The sequence below is a fragment of the Halomonas halophila genome, from assembly GCF_030406665.1.
In the GTDB taxonomy this organism is placed as follows: domain Bacteria; phylum Pseudomonadota; class Gammaproteobacteria; order Pseudomonadales; family Halomonadaceae; genus Halomonas; species Halomonas halophila.
In genome coordinates, this window is the sequence record NZ_CP129121.1 from 3247185 (window position 1) to 3264732 (window position 17548).

The following is a 17548-nucleotide window of genomic DNA, read 5'->3' on the forward strand; positions in this document are numbered from 1 at the left end:
TACGCGAGGAGACGACATGACGGCATCCCACACGACCCGCTGCATCTGGCTGACCGGCGCCACGTCCGGCATCGGCCGCGCCCTGGCCGTGCGCCTGCTCGACCAGGGGCATCGGGTCGCGCTCAGCGCCCGCCGCCCAGACGCCTTGCAGGAACTGGCCGGCGACCGCGACAACGCCCTGCTGCTGCCGCTGGACGTCAGCGACCGCGACGCCGTGCTGGCCGCCGGCGATCGCATCGCCGCGCGCTTCGGCCGCCTCGACCTGGCGATCCTCAACGCCGGCACCTGCGAATACCTCGAGGCCGGCACCTTCGACGCCGCCCTGATCGAGCGGGTCTTCGCCACCAACTTCTTCGGCGCCCTGCACGGCGTGGAGGCCGCGCTGCCGCTGCTGCGTCAGGCCAGGTCCCAGGGAGGCCGGCCGCTGCTGGCCGCCACCTCCAGCGCCTCGGCCTATCTGCCGCTGCCACGCGCCGAGGCCTACGGCGCCTCCAAGGCCGCCCTCAGCCACTTCCTGGAATCGCTGCGCCTCGACCTGGCTGGCGAAAAGATCGACGTCAGCCTGATTCATCCCGGCTTCGTGAAGACGCCGCTGACCGATCGCAACGACTTCCCGATGCCGATGCGGGTCAGCGTCGACCAGGCCGCCGAGGCGATCCTCAAGGGCCTGGAGGCCCACCGCCTGGACATCCACTTCCCACGCCGCTTCACCCTGGCATTGAAGCTGCTGGGCATCCTGCCGCCGGGGCTGCGCTTCCGCCTCGGCAGGCGCCTGGCCCGCGATCACGCCGATACGGAGACCGCGTCATGACGTCGCTCACCCCCCTCACCGCGCCCGGGAGCCGCCAGCGCATCGCCGTGATCGGCAGCGGCATCGCCGGCATGGCCGCCGGCTGGTACCTGTCCCGCCGCCACGAGGTCACCCTGTTCGAGGCCGACACCCGCCTCGGCGGCCACACCGCCACCATGGACGTCGAGCTCGAGGGCCGTCACTACGCCATCGACACCGGCTTCATCGTGTTCAACGACTGGACCTATCCCCACTTCCGGCGCCTGCTGGCGACCCTCGGGGTGGAGAGCCAGGCCACCGAGATGAGCTTCTCGGTGCACGAGACCGCCCGCGACTTCGAGTACAACGGCCACAGCCTGCCGCGGCTGTTCGCGCAATGGTCGAACCTGCTGAGGCCGAGCTTCCACGGGCTGCTGCGCGACATCCTGCGCTTCAACCGCGAGGCCACCCAGGCGATGGTCGATGACCGGCTGCCGGCGGACCTGACCCTGGGCGACTACCTGGACGCCGGCGGCTACGGCGAGGGCTTCCAGCGCCACTATCTGCTGCCCATGGGCGCGGCGATCTGGTCGGCCAGCATCGGCCAGCTGCGCGCCTTCCCGGCCCGCTTCTTCGTGCGCTTCTTCCATCACCACGGCCTGCTGTCGGTCAACGAACGGCCTCAGTGGTACACCCTGGTCGGCGGCTCGCGGGCCTATATACCGGCGTTGACCGCGCCCTACACCGAACGCCTCCGGCTGGCCACGCCGGTGCGTGGCGTGCGTCGCGAGACCGACGGGGTACGGGTGCGCAGCGACGCCGGCGAGGAACACTTCGACCAGGTGGTGCTGGCCTGCCACGCCGACCAGGCGCTGGCCATGCTCGACGACGCCAGCCCCGCCGAGCGCGAGATCCTCGGTGCCCTGCCCTACCACGACAACGAGGTGGTGCTGCACACCGACACCCGACTGCTGCCGCGCCGCAAGCGCGCCTGGGCGAGCTGGAACTACCGGCTCGACGGCCGCGGCGACGATGCCCGGGTCTCGGTGACCTACGACATGAACATCCTGCAGCGCCTCGAGGCGCCGCACACCTTCTGCGTGACCCTCAACGACGGCGACAGCATCGACCCGGCCAAGGTGCTCGGGCGCTACACCTACGCCCATCCGCAGTTCAGCCTCGCCGGCATGAACGCCCAGGCCCGCCACGCCGAGATCTCGGGGCCGGGCCGGCGCACCCACTTCTGCGGCGCCTACTGGCGCAACGGCTTCCACGAGGACGGCGTGTGGAGCGCGCTACGGGTGGCCCGGGCGCTGGGCTGCGATCCCGACGCGCCGGCCGGTGCCCGGGCGGCCACGGAGGTGCCGGCATGATCTCCACCCCGCGCTCGCGCATCTATCGCGGCTGGCTGCGTCATCGTCGCTTCATGCCCCGTGCCCACGCCTTCCGCTACCGGCTGTGGATGGCCTGGCTCGACCTCGACGAGCTGCCGGAGCTGTTCGACGGCGTGCCCGGCTTCAGCGCCCGGCGCCCGGCCCTGGCGCGCTTCCGCCGCGAGGACTACCTGGCGCCCCACGACCGGCCGCTCAAGGACGCCGTGCGCGCCGAGCTGACGCGGCTGCTGGGCGACGCCCCGGACGGCCGCATCTGCCTGCTCACCCAGCTGCGCACCCTCGGCGTGGGCTTCAATCCGGTGTCGCTGTACTACGCCTACGACGCCCGCGGCGAGCTGCGGGCCCTGCTCGGCGAGGTCAGCAACACGCCCTGGGGCGAGCGCACCACCTACGCCTGCCGGGTCGAGCCGCGGCGCCACGGCCATCGCGCCGAGTTCGACAAGGCCATGCACGTCTCGCCGTTCAACCCCATGGACATGCGCTACCGCTGGCGCTTCGACAGCCCCGGCGAACGCCTGAACCTGAACATGGAGACCTGGCGCGGCGACGAGCGCCACTTCGACGCCAGCCTGTGCCTGGAAGCCCGCCCGGCGACCCGTCGCGTGCTGCTGGCCACCCTGGCCCGTCACCCGGCGATGGCGTTGAAGACCGTCGCCGGCATCCACTTCGAGGCCCTGCGCATGTGGCTCAAGCGCGTCCCCGTCCACGACCATCCCCGCCATCAGGAGAGTTCGCCGTGAATACACGCACCGCCAACGCCCGTCCACTGCCGGCCCAGGGCGATCGCCTGACGCGCTGGCTCAAGGCTCGCCTGCTGCCCCAGCTGGATCGGCTGGAAGGCGGCGAGATCACCCTGATCGAGGGCCATCAGCGCCACCGCCTGGGCCGCGGCGGCCCGCTCTCGGTAACCCTGGTGGTGCGCGACTCGCGGGCCTGGCGACGCATGGCGCTGGGCGGCACCGTGGGCGCCGGCGAGGCCTACATGGACGGCGACTGGGACGCCGACGACCCGGTGGCGCTGGTGCGGCTGTTCGCTGCCAACCTGGAACGGGTCAACGGCGAGATGGAGGGCGGCCTGGCCGGCGCCGGTCGCTGGCTGCTCGGCGCCCTCTACCGGCTGCAGCGCAACAGCCTGAGCGGCTCGCGGCGCAACATCGCCGCCCACTACGACATCGGCAATGACCTGTTCGCGACCTTCCTCGACCGCCGCCACTGGATGTACTCCAGCGCCGTCTTCCCCCGCACGGGCGCCAGCCTCGAGGAGGCCTCGACCCACAAGCTCGACCTGATGCTCGAGCGCCTCGACGTGCGCCCGCATCACCACCTGCTGGAGATCGGCACCGGCTGGGGCGGGCTCGCCATCCACGCCGCCCGCACTCGCGGGTGCCGGGTCACCACCACCACCATATCCGACGAGCAGTACGCCCACACCGCCCGGCGGCTGGCAGAGGAAGGGCTGGAGGACCGCGTCACCCTGCTCAAGCGCGACTACCGCGAGCTGGAGGGCCGCTTCGACCGGCTGATCTCGGTGGAAATGATCGAGGCGGTCGGCCACCAGTACCTGGAGACCTACCTGACCACCCTGGACCGGCTGCTGACCGACGACGGCATGGCCATGCTGCAGGCCATCACCATTCGCGATCAGCGCTACGAGGCCGCCAAGCGCGAGATGGACTTCATCAAGCGCTACATCTTCCCCGGCGGCTTCCTGCCCTCCCAGAGCGTCATTCTCGACGGTCTGACCCGTCACACCTCGCTGAACCTGGTGGGCCTGGAGGAGATCGGCCAGCACTATGCGCGCACCCTGCGCGAGTGGCGCCATCGCTTCGAGGCCAACCTGGAGACCGTGCGCCGGCTGGGCTACGACGAGCGCTTCATCCGTATGTGGCGCTACTACCTGTGCTACTGCGAGGGCGGCTTCCTGGAGCGCACCATCGGCACCAGCCAGCTGCTGCTGGCCAAGCCGGGCGCGCGGCCGGCGCCGCTGACGGGGGCGGCATGACACCCGGGCTTTGGCGGGCGCTGGCCAACCTGGCCGGCTTCCAGCTGGGCTGGCTGGCCTGCGTGCTGGGCGGCAGCCTCGTGGGGGGCATCGTGGCGGGCGGGGTGATCGCGGCGCACCTGCGTTGGCAGGCGCGGCCGGGGGAATGGCGCTGGCTGGCAGGCTTCGCGGGGCTGGGGCTCGTCATCGACGGCGGCCTGGCGATGGCCGGCGGCTTTCGCTTCCCGCCGGAGACCTTCCTGATCGGCCCGCTACCGGCCTGGACAGGGCCGTTACCGCTATGGCTATGGCTGCTGTGGCCGCTGTTCGCCACCCTGCTGCACCATTCCCTGGCCTGGCTGTGGCGGCATCCCTGGCTGGCGGCGGCCGGCGGCGCCACCAGCGGGCCGCTGTCCTACTATGCCGGCGCCGAACTCGCCGGTGTCACCCTCGCTCCCTGGCTGCTGGCCGCCGAGGCGCTGTGCTGGGCCATGCTGTGCCTGTGGCTATGCCATCGACTCGGCCGGCCCGGCGGCTTCGCTCGTGCCGGCTGAGGCCTGCGTGCGCCAGCGGGCGTCCAGGGCCTGAACGGTCAGCGGCCGATCGTAGAGGAAGCCCTGGACCAGCTCGCAGCCCACCGAGCGCAGGAAGTCCCGCTGGGCGCGGGTCTCCACGCCTTCGGCCACGACTTCCAGCGAAAGCCCCCGGGCCATGGCCAGCACCGCACCGACGATGGCGGCATCGGCGCGGTCGTCCGGCAGGGCCCGTATGAAGGCCCGGTCGAGCTTGAGCTTGTCCAGCGGCAGATGCTTGAGGTAGCCGAGCGACGAGTAGCCGGTGCCGAAGTCGTCGATGGCCACCGGGTGGCCGCGGTCGCGCAGGGCCTCCAGCCGCGGTGCCACGTCGCCGGCGCGCTCGTCGAGCAGTACCGATTCGGTGAGTTCCAGCCCCAGCAGCCGCGCCGGTACCTTGTGACGCGACAGGCCGGCGGCCAGCGCGGACTCCAGGTCGCCCTGGAACAGCTGCATGGCCGAGATGTTGATCCACACCGGCACCTCGGGCATCCCCTGGCGACGCCAGTGGGCGATCTGTGCCAGGGCGTGGTCGATCACCCAGTTGCCCAGCAGTGCCATCAGGCCATGGCGCTCGGCCAGGGGAATGAACTCGCCCGGCGAGATCATGCCGTCGCGGGGATGGCGCCAGCGCAGCAGCGCCTCGAGCCCGGCCAGGCCGTCGTCGATCAGCCGATACTGGGGCTGATAGTGCAGCTCCAGCTGGCCGCCGGTGGCCAGGGCATTGCGCAGCTCGTTGACCAGCGCCAACTTCGGCCCCTCCTGCACGTCCAGCGAGGGGCGGAAGCGCAGGCAATGATTGCGGCCGTGGCGCTTGGCGGCATAGAGCGCGGACTCCAGGCGCTGGAAGAGCACGCTCGCGTCGCGACCGTCCTCCGGCGCACGGCAGCTGCCCAGCGTCAGCCCCAGGCGCAGGGTGTTGCCATCCAGCTCGAAGGGCTCGCCCAGGTGCGCCTGCAGGCCGGCCACCCACTGCTCGTGGTCGTCGAAGGTGGTGGTGCGGATGACCATGAACTCGTCGCCGCCGAGCCGGCCCACCACGCCGCCGGCCACCTGGCGCGCCAGCCGCTCGCCGACCCGTGCCAGCAGGCGGTCGCCGAGCTCGACGCCGAGGCCGTCGTTGACTTCCTTGAAGGCGTCGATGTCGATCATCGCCATGTCCAGGCTCTCACCGGCCTGGAGATGGCGCAGCCGCGAGGTCAGCAGGTCGTGCAGGCGGCGCCGGTTGGGCAGCCCGGTCAGGGGGTCCTCGAAGCCGATGCGGCGCAGGTCGCGCTCGCGGGCCTTGCGCAGCGAGATGTCCGAGAACAGGCACACGTAGTGGCGCACCCGTCCCCGATCGTCGCTGACGGCGCGGACCTTGAGCCACTCGGGATATTCGTCGCCCTGCTTGCGGCGGTTCCAGATCTCGCCTTCCCAGCGGCCGGTGCTGTGCAGCGTCTGCCAGTAGCGCTCGAAGAAGGCCGCATCGTGCCGCGGCGCCGCCAGGGAGGCGACGTTCAGCCCCTTGACCTCTGCCGGGTCGTAGCCGGTGATCTGGGTGAAGGCGGGATTGACCACCAGGATGCGATAGTCGGCATCGGTGACGATCACGCCTTCCTCGGTCATGGTCAGCGCTTCCTGGCCCAGCCGCGAACGCAGGCGTTCCAGCCGCACCTGGCGCCAGGCATCCCACAGCCCGGTGGCGGCGATCAGCACGGCGGCGACGCGGAGCCCCGCATCGGGCAGCCAGACGCCGGCCGACACCGCGGCCAGGGCGACCCACAGCAGCGGGCGATTGAGGGAAAGTACGGGCCACATGGCTTCGGCCTCGACTCGTCGACATGAATGAGACTCTGCCCTTTCGGGAGAGCGCTAACCTTCCCCTATCGGCCGACGCGAACATAACTGTACCCTGGACGACGACGAAATCCCCCCGGCCCCCTGGCCGGCGTGCATTCGCGGGACACGAACAGTAGACTAGGCGGGGCCGCCAGGGCGGCCCATGCCGTTTCGATACGGCATACCACCATCTCGACACTCGGAACGATTCAGTGACCAAGCAACATTCCTTTGATCGCGAAGCACTGCTGGCATGCAGCCGTGGCGAGCTGTTCGGCCCCGGCAACGCCCAACTGCCGGCACCCAACATGCTGATGCTCGACCGCATCGCGCACATCCATGAAGAGGGTGGCGAACACGGCAAGGGCGAACTGATCGCCGAGCTGGATATCCACCCGGACCTGTGGTTCTTCGACTGCCACTTCCCCGGCGATCCGGTGATGCCGGGCTGCCTGGGCCTCGATGCCATGTGGCAGCTGGTCGGCTTCTATCTGGGCTGGCTGGGTCACCCGGGCCGCGGGCGCGCCCTGGGCTGCGGCGAGGTCAAGTTCAGCGGCCAGATCCTGCCGGATGCCGAGAAGGTGACCTACCGCATCAACATCAAGCGCATCATCACCCGGCGCCTGATTCTGGGCATCGCCGACGGCACCGTGTCCGTCGACGGCCGCGACATCTATCAGGCCAACGACCTGCGGGTCGGCCTGTTCACCTCCACCGCGAATTTCTGATCAGGAGGCTCCCATGCGACGAGTGGTAGTCACCGGCCTGGGCATCGTGTCCTGCCTGGGCAACGACGCAACACAGGTTCTCGACGCCCTGCGCACCGGGCGCTCAGGCATTCGCTTCAAGGATGAATACGCCGAGCTCGGCTTCCGCAGCCAGGTCGCCGGCGTCGTCGATATCGATCTCGACGCCCTGGTCGATCGCAAGCTGCGCCGCTTCATGGGCGACGCCGCGGCCTATGCCTATGTGAGCATGGCCCAGGCGGTCGAGGATTCCGGCCTCTCTCCGGAGCAGGTCTCCAACGAGCGCACCGGCCTGATCGCCGGCTCCGGCGGCGCCTCCAGCGCCAACCAGGTCGAGGCCGCCGACGTCATGCGCCAGAAGGGCCTGCGCCGCGTGGGCCCGTATCGGGTCACCCGCACCATGGGCAGCACCGTGTCGGCCTGCCTGGCGACGCCATTCAAGATCAAGGGCGTGAACTACTCCATCTCCTCCGCCTGCGCCACCTCGGCGCACTGCATCGGCAGCGCCATGGAGCAGATCCAGCTGGGCAAGCAGGACGTGGTCTTCGCCGGCGGCGGCGAGGAGGAACACTGGACGCTGTCCTGCCTGTTCGACGCCATGGGCGCGCTCTCGACCCACTACAACGAGACGCCGGACAAGGCCTCCCGACCCTATGACCAGGCCCGCGATGGCTTCGTCATCGCCGGCGGCGGCGGCATGCTGGTGCTCGAGGAGCTGGAACACGCCAAGGCCCGCGGCGCCAAGATATACGCCGAGCTGGTCGGCTACGGCGCCACCTCCGACGGCCACGACATGGTCGCCCCGTCCGGCGAGGGCGCGGTGCGCTGCATGCGCCAGGCCATGGCCACCGTCGACGGCGACATCGACTACATCAATACTCACGGCACCTCCACGCCGGTCGGCGACGTCGCCGAGCTGAAAGCGGTGCGCGAGGTGTTCGGCGATTCCACGCCGGCGATGAGCTCGACCAAGTCGCTGACCGGCCACTCGCTGGGCGCCACCGGCGTGCAGGAAGCGATCTACTCGCTGCTGATGATGGAGAACGACTTCATCGCCGCCTCCGCCAACGTCGAGGACCTCGACGAGCAGGCCGACGGCTTCGACATCGTCACCGAGCGCCGCGAGGCCAAGGTCGAGCGCGTGCTGTCCAACAGCTTCGGCTTCGGCGGCACCAACGCCTGCCTGGTGCTGGAGAAGTATCGCGGCTGACGGGGCCATCCCTGCCCGCGACGAAGGCACGACTGAAATGAAGAGAGGCGCCCCGCGGGGCGCCTCTCTTTTTTGCCTCATGCCTGTCGACTCGCCGCCTCGCCGGGCGATCGCGCCGGCAACGAACGGGCTCAGCTCGCCGCCGTCTCCCGGGCGCCGGCCTCGGCGCTGTCGTCGCGGGGCCGAGGCACCTCCGAGATCTCCGCCAGCTGCGCCTCGATCCAGGCCTCGGTCTCGGCCAGCACCTCTTCCGGGCTGCGGCCGACGGTCTCGATCGGCTCGCCCACCACCAGCGTCAGTCGCCCCGGGTGCTTGACCCAGTGGCGGCCCGGCCAGCGCTCGCCGGCATTGTGCGCCACCGGCACCACCGGCTTGCCGGCGCGGCAGGCGATCACCGCTCCGCTCTTGTTGTAGCGGCGGCGCTGGCCCGGCTCGACCCGGGTGCCCTCGGGAAAGATCAGCACCGAGAGCCCTTCCTCGAGCCGGGTCTTGCCCTGGGTCAGCACCTGCTTCATGGCCCGGGCCGGCTTGGAGCGGTCCAGGGCGATGGGATGCAGCAGCCGGAGCCCCCAGCCGAAGATCGGGATGTTGAGCAGCTCCTTCTTGAGCACCGTGCACACCGGCGGCTTGAGCAGCTGCAGGTAGACGGTCTCCCATTCGCACTGATGATTGGACAGCAGCACGCAGGGGCCGTCGGGCAGCCGCTCGCGGCCGCGGATCTCGTAGCGAACCCCGCAGGCGATCCGGAACCAGGCGATGATGAAGTGGTTGTAGAGGTTGAGCAGGCGATAGCGCGAGCGCAGCGGCAGCAGCGGCGCCGGCGGCAGGAACAGCACGCCGCAGACCAGCATGGCCATCAGGTAACCGATATAGAAGATGATGCTGCGGATCACGCTCATGTCTCGCGGGTCTCCTCGACGGGTCGGGCATCGTCGCCGCGCGCCAGGCACCAGACATCGAGCATGCGCCCCACCTCGAGCCGCCAGGGCTTCTGGTGGACACCGAAGACATCGAGGACTCGCCGGCAGTTCAGCACCCGGCGCAGCGGCTGATCGTGGTGGTGGCTGAGCGCCTTGACGCCCCCCAGGGCGAGGGTCTCACCGCGCCCCTCGAGGCGCGTGGCCAGCTGGGTACGCACCATCGACACGAAGGTGTAGGCGCTGACCGGCTCGGTGCCGGCCAGATGATAGCTGCCCCAGGCATCGGCGCCGCAGCCCTGCTGCTGGAGCATGCCGATCAGCGCCATGGCCACCGAGTCGGCGGAGGTCGGGCAGAAGATGACGTCGTCCTCGGCGCGCAGCTCGTTGCCGCCGACCAGGGTGTCGAGCAGCTCGCCCAGCCAGGCGTGGGTGCCTTCCAGGGCGAACAGCGGCCCCAGGCGCACGATCAGGTGACGCGGCAGCTCGGCGCGGATGCGCTCGCCGGTGGCGACCAGGCGCCGCAGCCCTTCGTCGCGGGGGGCGGGCACGACATGCTCGTCGATGGGCTCCTCGAGCCCGTCCTCGTAGAGCTGGTCGGACACGCACCAGATCATCGGCACCTCGCGCTCGCGGCAGGCCGTCAGGCAGGCCTCCACCGCTTCGGCGTGGGCGGTCACGGCGGCCGGCGCATCGGTGATCGGCCGCGACAGCGGCGGGATCAGCAGCGCATCGGGGCGCAGCGCGTCGAGCCGCTCCGCCGACAGCGACAGGCCGGGCTCGATGACCAGCTCCACGTCGGTGCGGCGATTGGCCTCGCGTGCCATGGCGAGGCTCAGACAGTGTCCGGCGTCCAGGATCAGCAGCTTCACGATGACTCCTAGGGGCTGGGCGTCGGGATCGCAGCGACCACGACTCACCAGACGGCGACAATCTTGGGAACCACGACGCGAGGGGCATCCTGAAACAGGACGCCCCTCGCGTCGGCCATCGTGCCACTATACCATTACCGCCCGCCGTCATGGCAGCCGCGGCCGTGTCGCCAGCGGAAGATCGTCGCCGAGGCGACAGCCGAGTCGCGTTGCCGGGCATGCCCTTATGCGGCCGGCTCCCCTGGAAGATTCGAATGGCCCCGTCCGAGGACCGCGGCCAGGTTGCGCCGCAAGCGGAAACCGGCCGTCGCGGCGCCGCCCCTCACAGCAGCCAGTCGATCGGCAGCACCGAGATGAACCGCACCCAGGCCCGCCGCAACGCCCCGACGTTGGGCTCGCTGTCGTGACGGATCATGCCCGCGTCGGTGCGTTCCAGCCACACCAGGTCGCCGCCCTCGTCGAGACGCACCTCGTAGGCATTGGCGGGGATGTCGTCGCGGAAGAACGCCGTCATCTCGCGAGCGAGCTCGGGGCTCTCGATGACGAAGCCGAGCTCGGTATTCAGGTCCGCGGAGCGCGGGTCGAAGTTGAAGGAGCCGACGAACAGCCGCTCCTCGTCCACCGCGAAGGTCTTGGCGTGCAGGCTCGCGCCCTTGCTGCCGAAGGGCCCCGCCGCCTGGCTGCGCCCCGGGGCCCCGGGCTGGCGTTTGAGTTCGAACAGCCGTACCCCGGCCTCCAGCAGCTCGCGCCGATGCTTGGCATAGCCGGCGTGCACTGCGCCCACGTCGGTGGCCTCCAGGGCGTTGGTGAGGATGGTGACATCGACGCCGCTCGCCTCCAGGCCGGTGAACAGTCCGGTCCCGCGGTCCTCGGGCACGAAGTAGGGCGAGACCAGGTAGACCTCGTCCTCCGGCGGCCCCAGCAGGCCTCGGATGCGCCCGATCAGCAGCTCGTCGGCCCCGGCCTCGCCCAGCCCCTTGGCCGGATCGTCGCTGACCATCGTCGCCTCGGCCCAGACCAGGGGGAGCCGCCGCTCCCGCAGGCGCAGGATCAGCGGCTCCTCCTCCAGGGCCGCCAGGTAGTCCTGGGCCTCGGGCTCCGCCAGCAGCGCATCGAGCTCGTCCTCCAGCCGCGCAGTGCCCTCGCGCCCCACCGAGTCGATGAGGCGACTGACCGGATAGGCGGAGCGGCTGGCCCAGTAACGGTCGAAGTCCCCCGAGACGTCCTGCACCACCGGGCCGATGGCGAGCACGTCCAGGTCGGAGAAGGCCACGTCCGTCGCCGCGCCGAAGTACTCGTCGCCGATGTTGCGACCGCCGATGATGGTGGCCTGGTTGTCCACGGTGAAGGACTTGTTGTGCATGCGCCGGTTGGCACGGGAGAAGTCGGTGATATAGCCCACGAAACGCGGCGAACGAATCACGAAGGGGTTGAACAGCCGGACCTCGATGTTGGCATGCGCGTCGAGCGCGGCCAGCGTGTCGTCCAGCCCGGCGGTGTTGGTGTCATCCAGCAGCATGCGCACCCGTACGCCGCGATCGGCCGCATCGAGCAGGGCCCGATGCAGCAGCGAGCCGGTGATGTCGTCGTGCCAGATGTAGTACTGCACGTCGAGGGTCTGCTCCGCCGAGCGCGCCAGCAACAGCCGGGCGGCGAAGGCATCACGGGCGTTGCGCAGGGCGTGGAAGCCGTTGGTATCGTCATGCTGCGCCACCAGCGGCGACACCATCTCGCCCAGCGAGGTGTCTCGGGCCTGCGCCACCGGCAGCTGCTGCGTCTCGCTTCGCCCCTCGAGGGGCGGCAGCGGGCTGCAGCCCGCCAGCCACAGCAGCATCGCCATGGCCAGCCAGAGACCGGACCGGCTTCGACGTCCCGGGAAAGATCGTGTCATGGGAAGGACTCCTGTCGTCACCTCTTCCCACCATAGCGGGTATCGACGGAGGCGGAATGCCCTGCGTCAACGCGCAGCTCCAACGCAGAAACGACGACGCCCTGCCGAGGCAGGGCGTCGTGAAGCAGCGTCGAGGCGCGTCCTTAGAACGGGATCTCGTCGTCGAAGTCGTCGAAGCTGCCCGGATCCGGGGCGCCGAAGTTGCCGCCCTGCTGCTGACCGCCGCCCTGGTTGGGCGCCGGCTGAGGAGCGGGACGCTGACCGCCCTGCTGCTGCCCGCCGAAGCCGCCGCCCTGCTGGGGCTGACCGCCCTGAGGCTGACCGTAGTTGCCACCCTGCTGCGGGCCGCCGAAGCCACCGCCCTGCTGCTGACCGCCCTGGGGCTGGCCGTAGTTGCCGCCCTGCTGACGGGGCTGGCCGCCGCCCATCTCGCCGCCACGCGAATCGAGCATCTGCATGTCGTTGGCGACGATCTCGGTGGAGTACTTGTCCTGGCCGTTCTGGTCCTGCCACTTGCGCGTCTGCAGGCGGCCCTCGATGTAGACCTTGCTGCCCTTGCGCAGGTACTGCTGGGCGATCTCGGCGGTCTTGTTGAACATCACCACCCGGTGCCACTCGGTGCGTTCCTGACGCTGGCCGCTCTGGCGATCCATCCAGGTATCGGTGGTGGCGAGGTTGAGGTTGGCCACGGCGGTGCCGGACGGGGTGAAGCGCACCTCGGGATCTTGTCCGAGGTTGCCGATGAGAATGACCTTGTTGACGCCACGGGCCATGGTTGACTCCTTGATTCTGTCGGAAGACGGGGCGCCGGACGACCCCGGGCGAAGGCCCCGGCCTTCCGGAACGCTCGAATGCATGTAGATTGACGCGCGGGCCACACCCGGCACGTGAAAGTCCGATCCCGATACTATACGCGACTTCCCGCCGCGACGCCGCCGGCGGGTCAGCGTGACCCGGTCAACGTGACCCGGTCAGCCGCGACAGGGCCTCGGTGTCCAGCCGCTCGCGGTCGACCTTGAGATAGGCCAGGCGCTCCTCGGGCACCACCAGCACGTCCTCGACCCCGGCGACCGCGGCGAAGCGCGCCATCAGGGCATCGAGGGCATCGTCCTGCTGCTCTTCGGCCAGCGCCACCACCTCGCTGGACAGGTGGCGCGGCGGGGTCATGCCGAGCATGAACACGAACCAGGCCAGGCCGATCACGGCCACGCCGAGGAACACCGCCGTCAGGCCGAAGTGCTGCGACAGGAAGCCGCCCAGCACGCCGCCAAGGAAGGCCCCGAGGAACTGGCTGGTGGAATACAGCCCCATGGCGGTGCCCTTGGCGCCGGCCGGCGCCAGCTTGCTGATCATCGACGGCAGCGTCGCCTCGAGCAGATTGAACGCCGTGAAGAAGGCGAACAGCCAACCCAGCAGCGGCGCCAGGCCGTGCCCCTCGAGGCCCAGCCCCAGCAGGCTGGCGACGATGGCGGCGATCGCCCCGAGGCACATCAGCTTCATCTTGCGCCGCTTCTCGGCGACGATGACCAGCGGCACCATGGCCACGAAGGACAGCCCCATCACGCCGAGATACACCAGGCCGTGCTGCGGCTCGGCGATGCCGGCCTCGATCAACCGGAACGGCACGGCGACGAAGATCGCCATCAGCACCAGGTGCAGGCCGAAGATGGAGGCGTTGAGCCGCCACAGGTCGAGGCGGCCGACGAGGCCCTTCAGCTGGCGGCGGTCCAGGCCCACGTCATGATGGCCGCGGCGCTGCGGCGCCCGGGGCACCAGCTTCCACAGCACGCCGAGCCCCAGCACCGCCAGGGCGGCGGTGAACCAGAACACACCGGACAGGCCGAAGTGTGCCGAGACCAGCGGCCCCAGCACCATGGCCACGCCGAAGGCCACGCCGATCGACAGGCCGATGGTGGCCATGGCCGCGGTGCGCACCTGCTCGCGGGTCTGGTCCGCCAGCAGCGCCATGATGGCGGCGGCCACGGCGCCGCTGCCCTGCAGACAACGCCCGAGTATGACCCCGGCGATGTCGTCGGCCTGGGCCGCCACCACGCTGCCGATCAGGAACAGCAGCAGCCCGCCGGCGATCACCGGCTTGCGGCCGATGCGGTCTGACAGCACGCCGAAAGGGATCTGCAGTACCGCCTGGGTAAGGCCATAGATGCCGAGCGCGAAGCCGACCAGCAGCGGCGTGGCGCCGATCAGTTCCTCGGCCTTCAGGGCCAGGACGGGCAGCACCATGAACAGGCCGAGCATGCGCGTGGCATAGAGCCCGGCCAGGCCGACGATGGCCCGCCGCTCGGCGGCTAACAGCAAGCTGGCCTTGGACATAGCGATTCCAGTACTTCCAGAGGGAGGGCGCGGGGCCCGGATGGACCGCGTATTCTACCGCGTCGCCTCGGTACACGAAACGCCGCCTCCCCCCGGCGACTTTGCCGCGCTCCGGGCCGGGCCCGTATAATCGATCTTTTGCCGCGGCCCGCGAGGTAGGAATGGACAGGATTCTGGTCAGGGGTGCCCGTACCCACAACCTCAAGCAGATCGACGTCGAGCTGCCCCGGGACAAGCTGATCGTGGTCACCGGGTTGTCGGGCTCCGGCAAGTCGTCGCTGGCCTTCGACACCCTCTACGCCGAGGGCCAACGGCGCTACGTGGAATCGCTCTCCACCTACGCCCGGCAGTTCCTGTCGATGATGGAGAAGCCCGATGTCGACCACATCGAGGGCCTGTCGCCGGCGATCTCCATCGAGCAGAAGTCGACCTCCCACAACCCGCGCTCCACCGTGGGCACCATCACCGAGATCTACGACTACCTGCGCCTGCTGTTCGCCCGCGCCGGCACGCCCCGCTGCCCGGAGCACGGCGAGGACCTCGAGGCCCAGACCATCTCGCAGATGGTCGACCAGGTGACGGCACTGCCGGAAGGCAGCAAGCTGATGCTGCTGGCCCCGGTGGTCAGCGGCCGCAAGGGCGAGCACCTGCAGCTGCTGGCCGAACTGCGCGCCCAGGGCTTCGTGCGCGCCATGGTCGACGGCCAGGTGCTCGAACTCGACGACATCGCCCCGCTCGACAAGAACAAGAAACACGACATCAGCGTGGTGGTGGACCGCATCAAGGTCCGCGAGGGCCTGGAACAGCGCCTGGCCGAGTCCTTCGAGACCGCCCTGGGGCTGGCCGACGGCACCGCGCTGATCCACTTCATGGACGGCGAGCGCGACGACATCGCCTTCTCGTCGCGCTTCGCCTGCCCGGTGTGCGGCTACTCGATCTCCGAGCTCGAGCCGCGGATGTTCTCGTTCAACAACCCGGCCGGCGCCTGCTCGAGCTGCGACGGCCTGGGCGTGCAGCAGTACTTCGATCCGGACAAGCTGATCAGCCATCCCGAGCTGTCGCTGGCCGAGGGAGTGATCAAGGGCTGGGACCGGCGCAGCGTCTACTACTTCAACCAGCTGCAGGCGGTGGCGGACCATTACCGCTTCACCCTGGAGACGCCCTGGCAGGACCTCGCCCGCCACGAGCGCGAGGTCATCCTGCACGGCAGCGGCAGCGACGACATCGCCTTCCACTACGTCAACGACCGTGGCCGCAAGGTCACCCGCGAGCACCCCTTCGAAGGCGTGCTGCCCAACATGCAGCGCCGCTATCGCGAGACCGAATCCAGCTCGGTGCGCGAGGAGCTGGCCCGTCACATCGCCGTGCAGCCCTGCCCGAGCTGCCACGGCTCGCGGCTGCGCAAGGAATCGCGCCACGTCTACATCGACGACCGGACCCTGCCCGACGTGGTGCGCCTGCCGATCGGCGAGGGACTGTCCTACTTCCAGGCCCTGACGCTGCCGGGCCGCAAGGGCGAGATCGCCGAGAAGATCCTCAACGAGATCCGCGCGCGCCTCGAGTTCCTGGTCAACGTCGGGCTCGACTACCTCAACCTCGAGCGTAGCGCCGAGACCCTGTCCGGCGGCGAGGCCCAGCGCATCCGCCTGGCCAGCCAGATCGGGGCCGGCCTGGTCGGGGTGATGTATATCCTCGACGAGCCCTCCATCGGCCTGCACCAGCGCGACAACGACCGCCTGCTCCATACCCTCGAGCACCTGCGCGACCTGGGCAACACCGTGATCGTGGTCGAGCACGACGAGGACGCCATCCGCGCCGCCGACCACGTGCTCGACATCGGCCCCGGCGCCGGCGTCCACGGCGGCCGGGTGGTGGCCGAGGGCACGCCGGAGCAGGTCATGGCCACGCCGGACTCGCTGACCGGCCAGTACCTGTCCGGCGAGAGGCGCATCGAGGTGCCGCCCTGGCGCATCCCCGGCAACCCGGAGAAGCAGGTGGTCCTGCACGGCGCCCGGGGCAACAACCTGCAGGACGTGACCCTGAGTCTGCCGCTGGGGCTGTTCGTGTGCGTGACCGGGGTCTCCGGTTCCGGCAAGTCGACGCTGATCAACACGACGCTGATGCCGATCGCCGCCCGCGAGCTGAATCGCGCCACGGCGCTGAGCCCGGCGGCCCACGACCGCATCGAGGGCCTCGAGCACCTGGACAAGGTGATCGATATCGACCAGAGCCCGATCGGGCGTACGCCGCGCTCCAATCCGGCCACCTACACCGGCATCTTCACGCCGATCCGCGAGCTGTTCGCCGGCACCCAGGAGGCACGCTCCCGCGGCTACAAGCCCGGGCGCTTCTCGTTCAACGTCAAGGGCGGGCGCTGCGAGGCCTGCCAGGGCGAGGGCATGATCAAGGTGGAGATGCACTTCCTGCCGGACATCTACGTGCCCTGCGACGTGTGCAAGGGCAAGCGCTACAACCGCGAAACCCTCGAGGTGCAGTACAAGGGCAAGAGCATCGACGAGGTGCTGGAGATGACCGTGGAGGAGGCGCTGGAGTTCTTCAGCCCGGTGCCGGCCATCGCCCGCCGCCTGCAGACGCTGATGGACGTGGGCCTGTCCTACATCCGCCTGGGCCAGAGCGCCACCACGCTGTCCGGTGGCGAGGCCCAGCGCGTCAAGCTGGCCCGGGAGCTGGCCAAGCGTGACACCGGCAAGACGCTCTACATCCTCGACGAGCCCACCACTGGCCTGCACTTCGAGGACATCCGCCAGCTGCTGACGGTGCTCCACCGGCTGCGTGACCACGGCAACACCATCGTGGTCATCGAGCACAACCTCGACGTGATCAAGACCGCCGACTGGCTGATCGACCTCGGCCCCGAGGGCGGCTCCGGCGGCGGGCGCATCATCGCCGAGGGCACCCCGGAACAGGTCGCGCGCCAGGAGATCTCCCACACCGGGCGCTTCCTCCAGCCGCTGCTGGAGCGGGCGGCGGCCACCTCGCGAGACACCACTCCCGCCTGATCCCCACCGTTCGCCGCCGGTCGG

At 69.8% G+C, this 17548-nt stretch carries 14 protein-coding genes; 8 read left to right on the top strand and 6 right to left on the bottom strand.

The genetic code is table 11. The features are described 5' to 3' along the window. Positions 1 to 16: 16 nt before the first annotated feature. From QWG60_RS15230 to QWG60_RS15250, 5 genes are read left to right on the top strand one after another with little or no spacing between them, the layout of a single operon-like run. Positions 17 to 811: an SDR family NAD(P)-dependent oxidoreductase gene (locus QWG60_RS15230; RefSeq protein ID WP_146910107.1), complete on the top strand. Its 795-nt coding sequence runs from the start codon at positions 17 to 19 to the stop codon at positions 809 to 811. Beyond that, positions 808 to 2142, top strand: a complete 1335-nt coding sequence (locus QWG60_RS15235) for an NAD(P)/FAD-dependent oxidoreductase (protein WP_146910105.1) — start codon at positions 808 to 810, stop codon at positions 2140 to 2142. The genes QWG60_RS15230 and QWG60_RS15235 overlap by 4 nt, the downstream gene beginning before the upstream one ends. Continuing rightward, the gene (locus QWG60_RS15240; RefSeq protein ID WP_146910102.1) at positions 2139 to 2903 is read left to right on the top strand and encodes a DUF1365 domain-containing protein; all 765 of its coding nucleotides are present in this window, start codon (positions 2139 to 2141) and stop codon (positions 2901 to 2903) included. Before QWG60_RS15235 ends, QWG60_RS15240 begins: the two co-directional genes overlap by 4 nt. Then, positions 2900 to 4165 (top strand): SAM-dependent methyltransferase, encoded by a 1266-nt coding sequence (locus QWG60_RS15245; protein WP_146910100.1) that lies wholly within the window; start codon positions 2900 to 2902, stop codon positions 4163 to 4165. Before QWG60_RS15240 ends, QWG60_RS15245 begins: the two co-directional genes overlap by 4 nt. After that, complete coding sequence (locus tag QWG60_RS15250) at positions 4162 to 4698, top strand: DUF2878 domain-containing protein (protein WP_146910098.1); 537 nt, start codon at positions 4162 to 4164, stop codon at positions 4696 to 4698. The genes QWG60_RS15245 and QWG60_RS15250 overlap by 4 nt, the downstream gene beginning before the upstream one ends. Here QWG60_RS15250 and QWG60_RS15255 read toward each other — a convergent pair. After that, positions 4651 to 6516 carry a putative bifunctional diguanylate cyclase/phosphodiesterase gene (locus QWG60_RS15255; RefSeq protein ID WP_146910096.1) on the bottom strand — a complete coding sequence of 622 codons (1866 nt, stop codon included), beginning with the start codon at positions 6514 to 6516 and terminating at the stop codon, positions 4651 to 4653. The genes QWG60_RS15250 and QWG60_RS15255 overlap by 48 nt on opposite strands. Before the next feature lie 233 nt (positions 6517 to 6749). Between QWG60_RS15255 and fabA the strand changes: the two genes are divergently transcribed. Together fabA and fabB are read left to right on the top strand one after the other, a co-directional pair. Then, positions 6750 to 7265, top strand: a complete 516-nt coding sequence (gene fabA / locus QWG60_RS15260; RefSeq protein WP_035596409.1) for a 3-hydroxyacyl-[acyl-carrier-protein] dehydratase FabA — start codon at positions 6750 to 6752, stop codon at positions 7263 to 7265. Positions 7266 to 7278: 13 nt separating this feature from the next. After that, positions 7279 to 8493: a beta-ketoacyl-ACP synthase I gene (fabB, locus tag QWG60_RS15265; RefSeq protein WP_046077800.1), complete on the top strand. Its 1215-nt coding sequence runs from the start codon at positions 7279 to 7281 to the stop codon at positions 8491 to 8493. 131 nt (positions 8494 to 8624) lie between these two features. Here fabB and QWG60_RS15270 read toward each other — a convergent pair whose 3' ends face one another. The 5 genes from QWG60_RS15270 to QWG60_RS15290 all read right to left on the bottom strand — a co-directional run bounded on the left by QWG60_RS15270 (position 8625) and on the right by QWG60_RS15290 (position 14504). Then, positions 8625 to 9392 carry a lysophospholipid acyltransferase family protein gene (locus tag QWG60_RS15270; RefSeq protein ID WP_107182443.1) on the bottom strand — a complete coding sequence of 256 codons (768 nt, stop codon included), beginning with the start codon at positions 9390 to 9392 and terminating at the stop codon, positions 8625 to 8627. Next, entirely contained in the window at positions 9389 to 10282 is an 894-nt protein-coding gene (locus QWG60_RS15275; protein ID WP_146909602.1) for a sugar nucleotide-binding protein, read from the bottom strand. The genes QWG60_RS15270 and QWG60_RS15275 overlap by 4 nt, the downstream gene beginning before the upstream one ends. Before the next feature lie 322 nt (positions 10283 to 10604). Further along, positions 10605 to 12173, bottom strand: a complete 1569-nt coding sequence (locus tag QWG60_RS15280) for a phospholipase D family protein (RefSeq protein WP_202020709.1) — start codon at positions 12171 to 12173, stop codon at positions 10605 to 10607. Between the two features lie 143 nt (positions 12174 to 12316). Then, positions 12317 to 12946 (bottom strand): single-stranded DNA-binding protein, encoded by a 630-nt coding sequence (ssb, locus tag QWG60_RS15285; protein WP_146909600.1) that lies wholly within the window; start codon positions 12944 to 12946, stop codon positions 12317 to 12319. A 184-nt stretch (positions 12947 to 13130) separates the two neighbouring features. After that, complete coding sequence (locus tag QWG60_RS15290; protein WP_046077805.1) at positions 13131 to 14504, bottom strand: MFS transporter; 1374 nt, start codon at positions 14502 to 14504, stop codon at positions 13131 to 13133. A 161-nt stretch (positions 14505 to 14665) separates the two neighbouring features. Here QWG60_RS15290 and uvrA point away from each other — a divergent pair, with 161 nt between their 5' ends. Continuing rightward, positions 14666 to 17524, top strand: coding sequence for an excinuclease ABC subunit UvrA (gene uvrA / locus QWG60_RS15295; RefSeq protein ID WP_146909598.1), 2859 nt, complete (start codon positions 14666 to 14668; stop codon positions 17522 to 17524). Positions 17525 to 17548 lie beyond the last annotated feature (24 nt).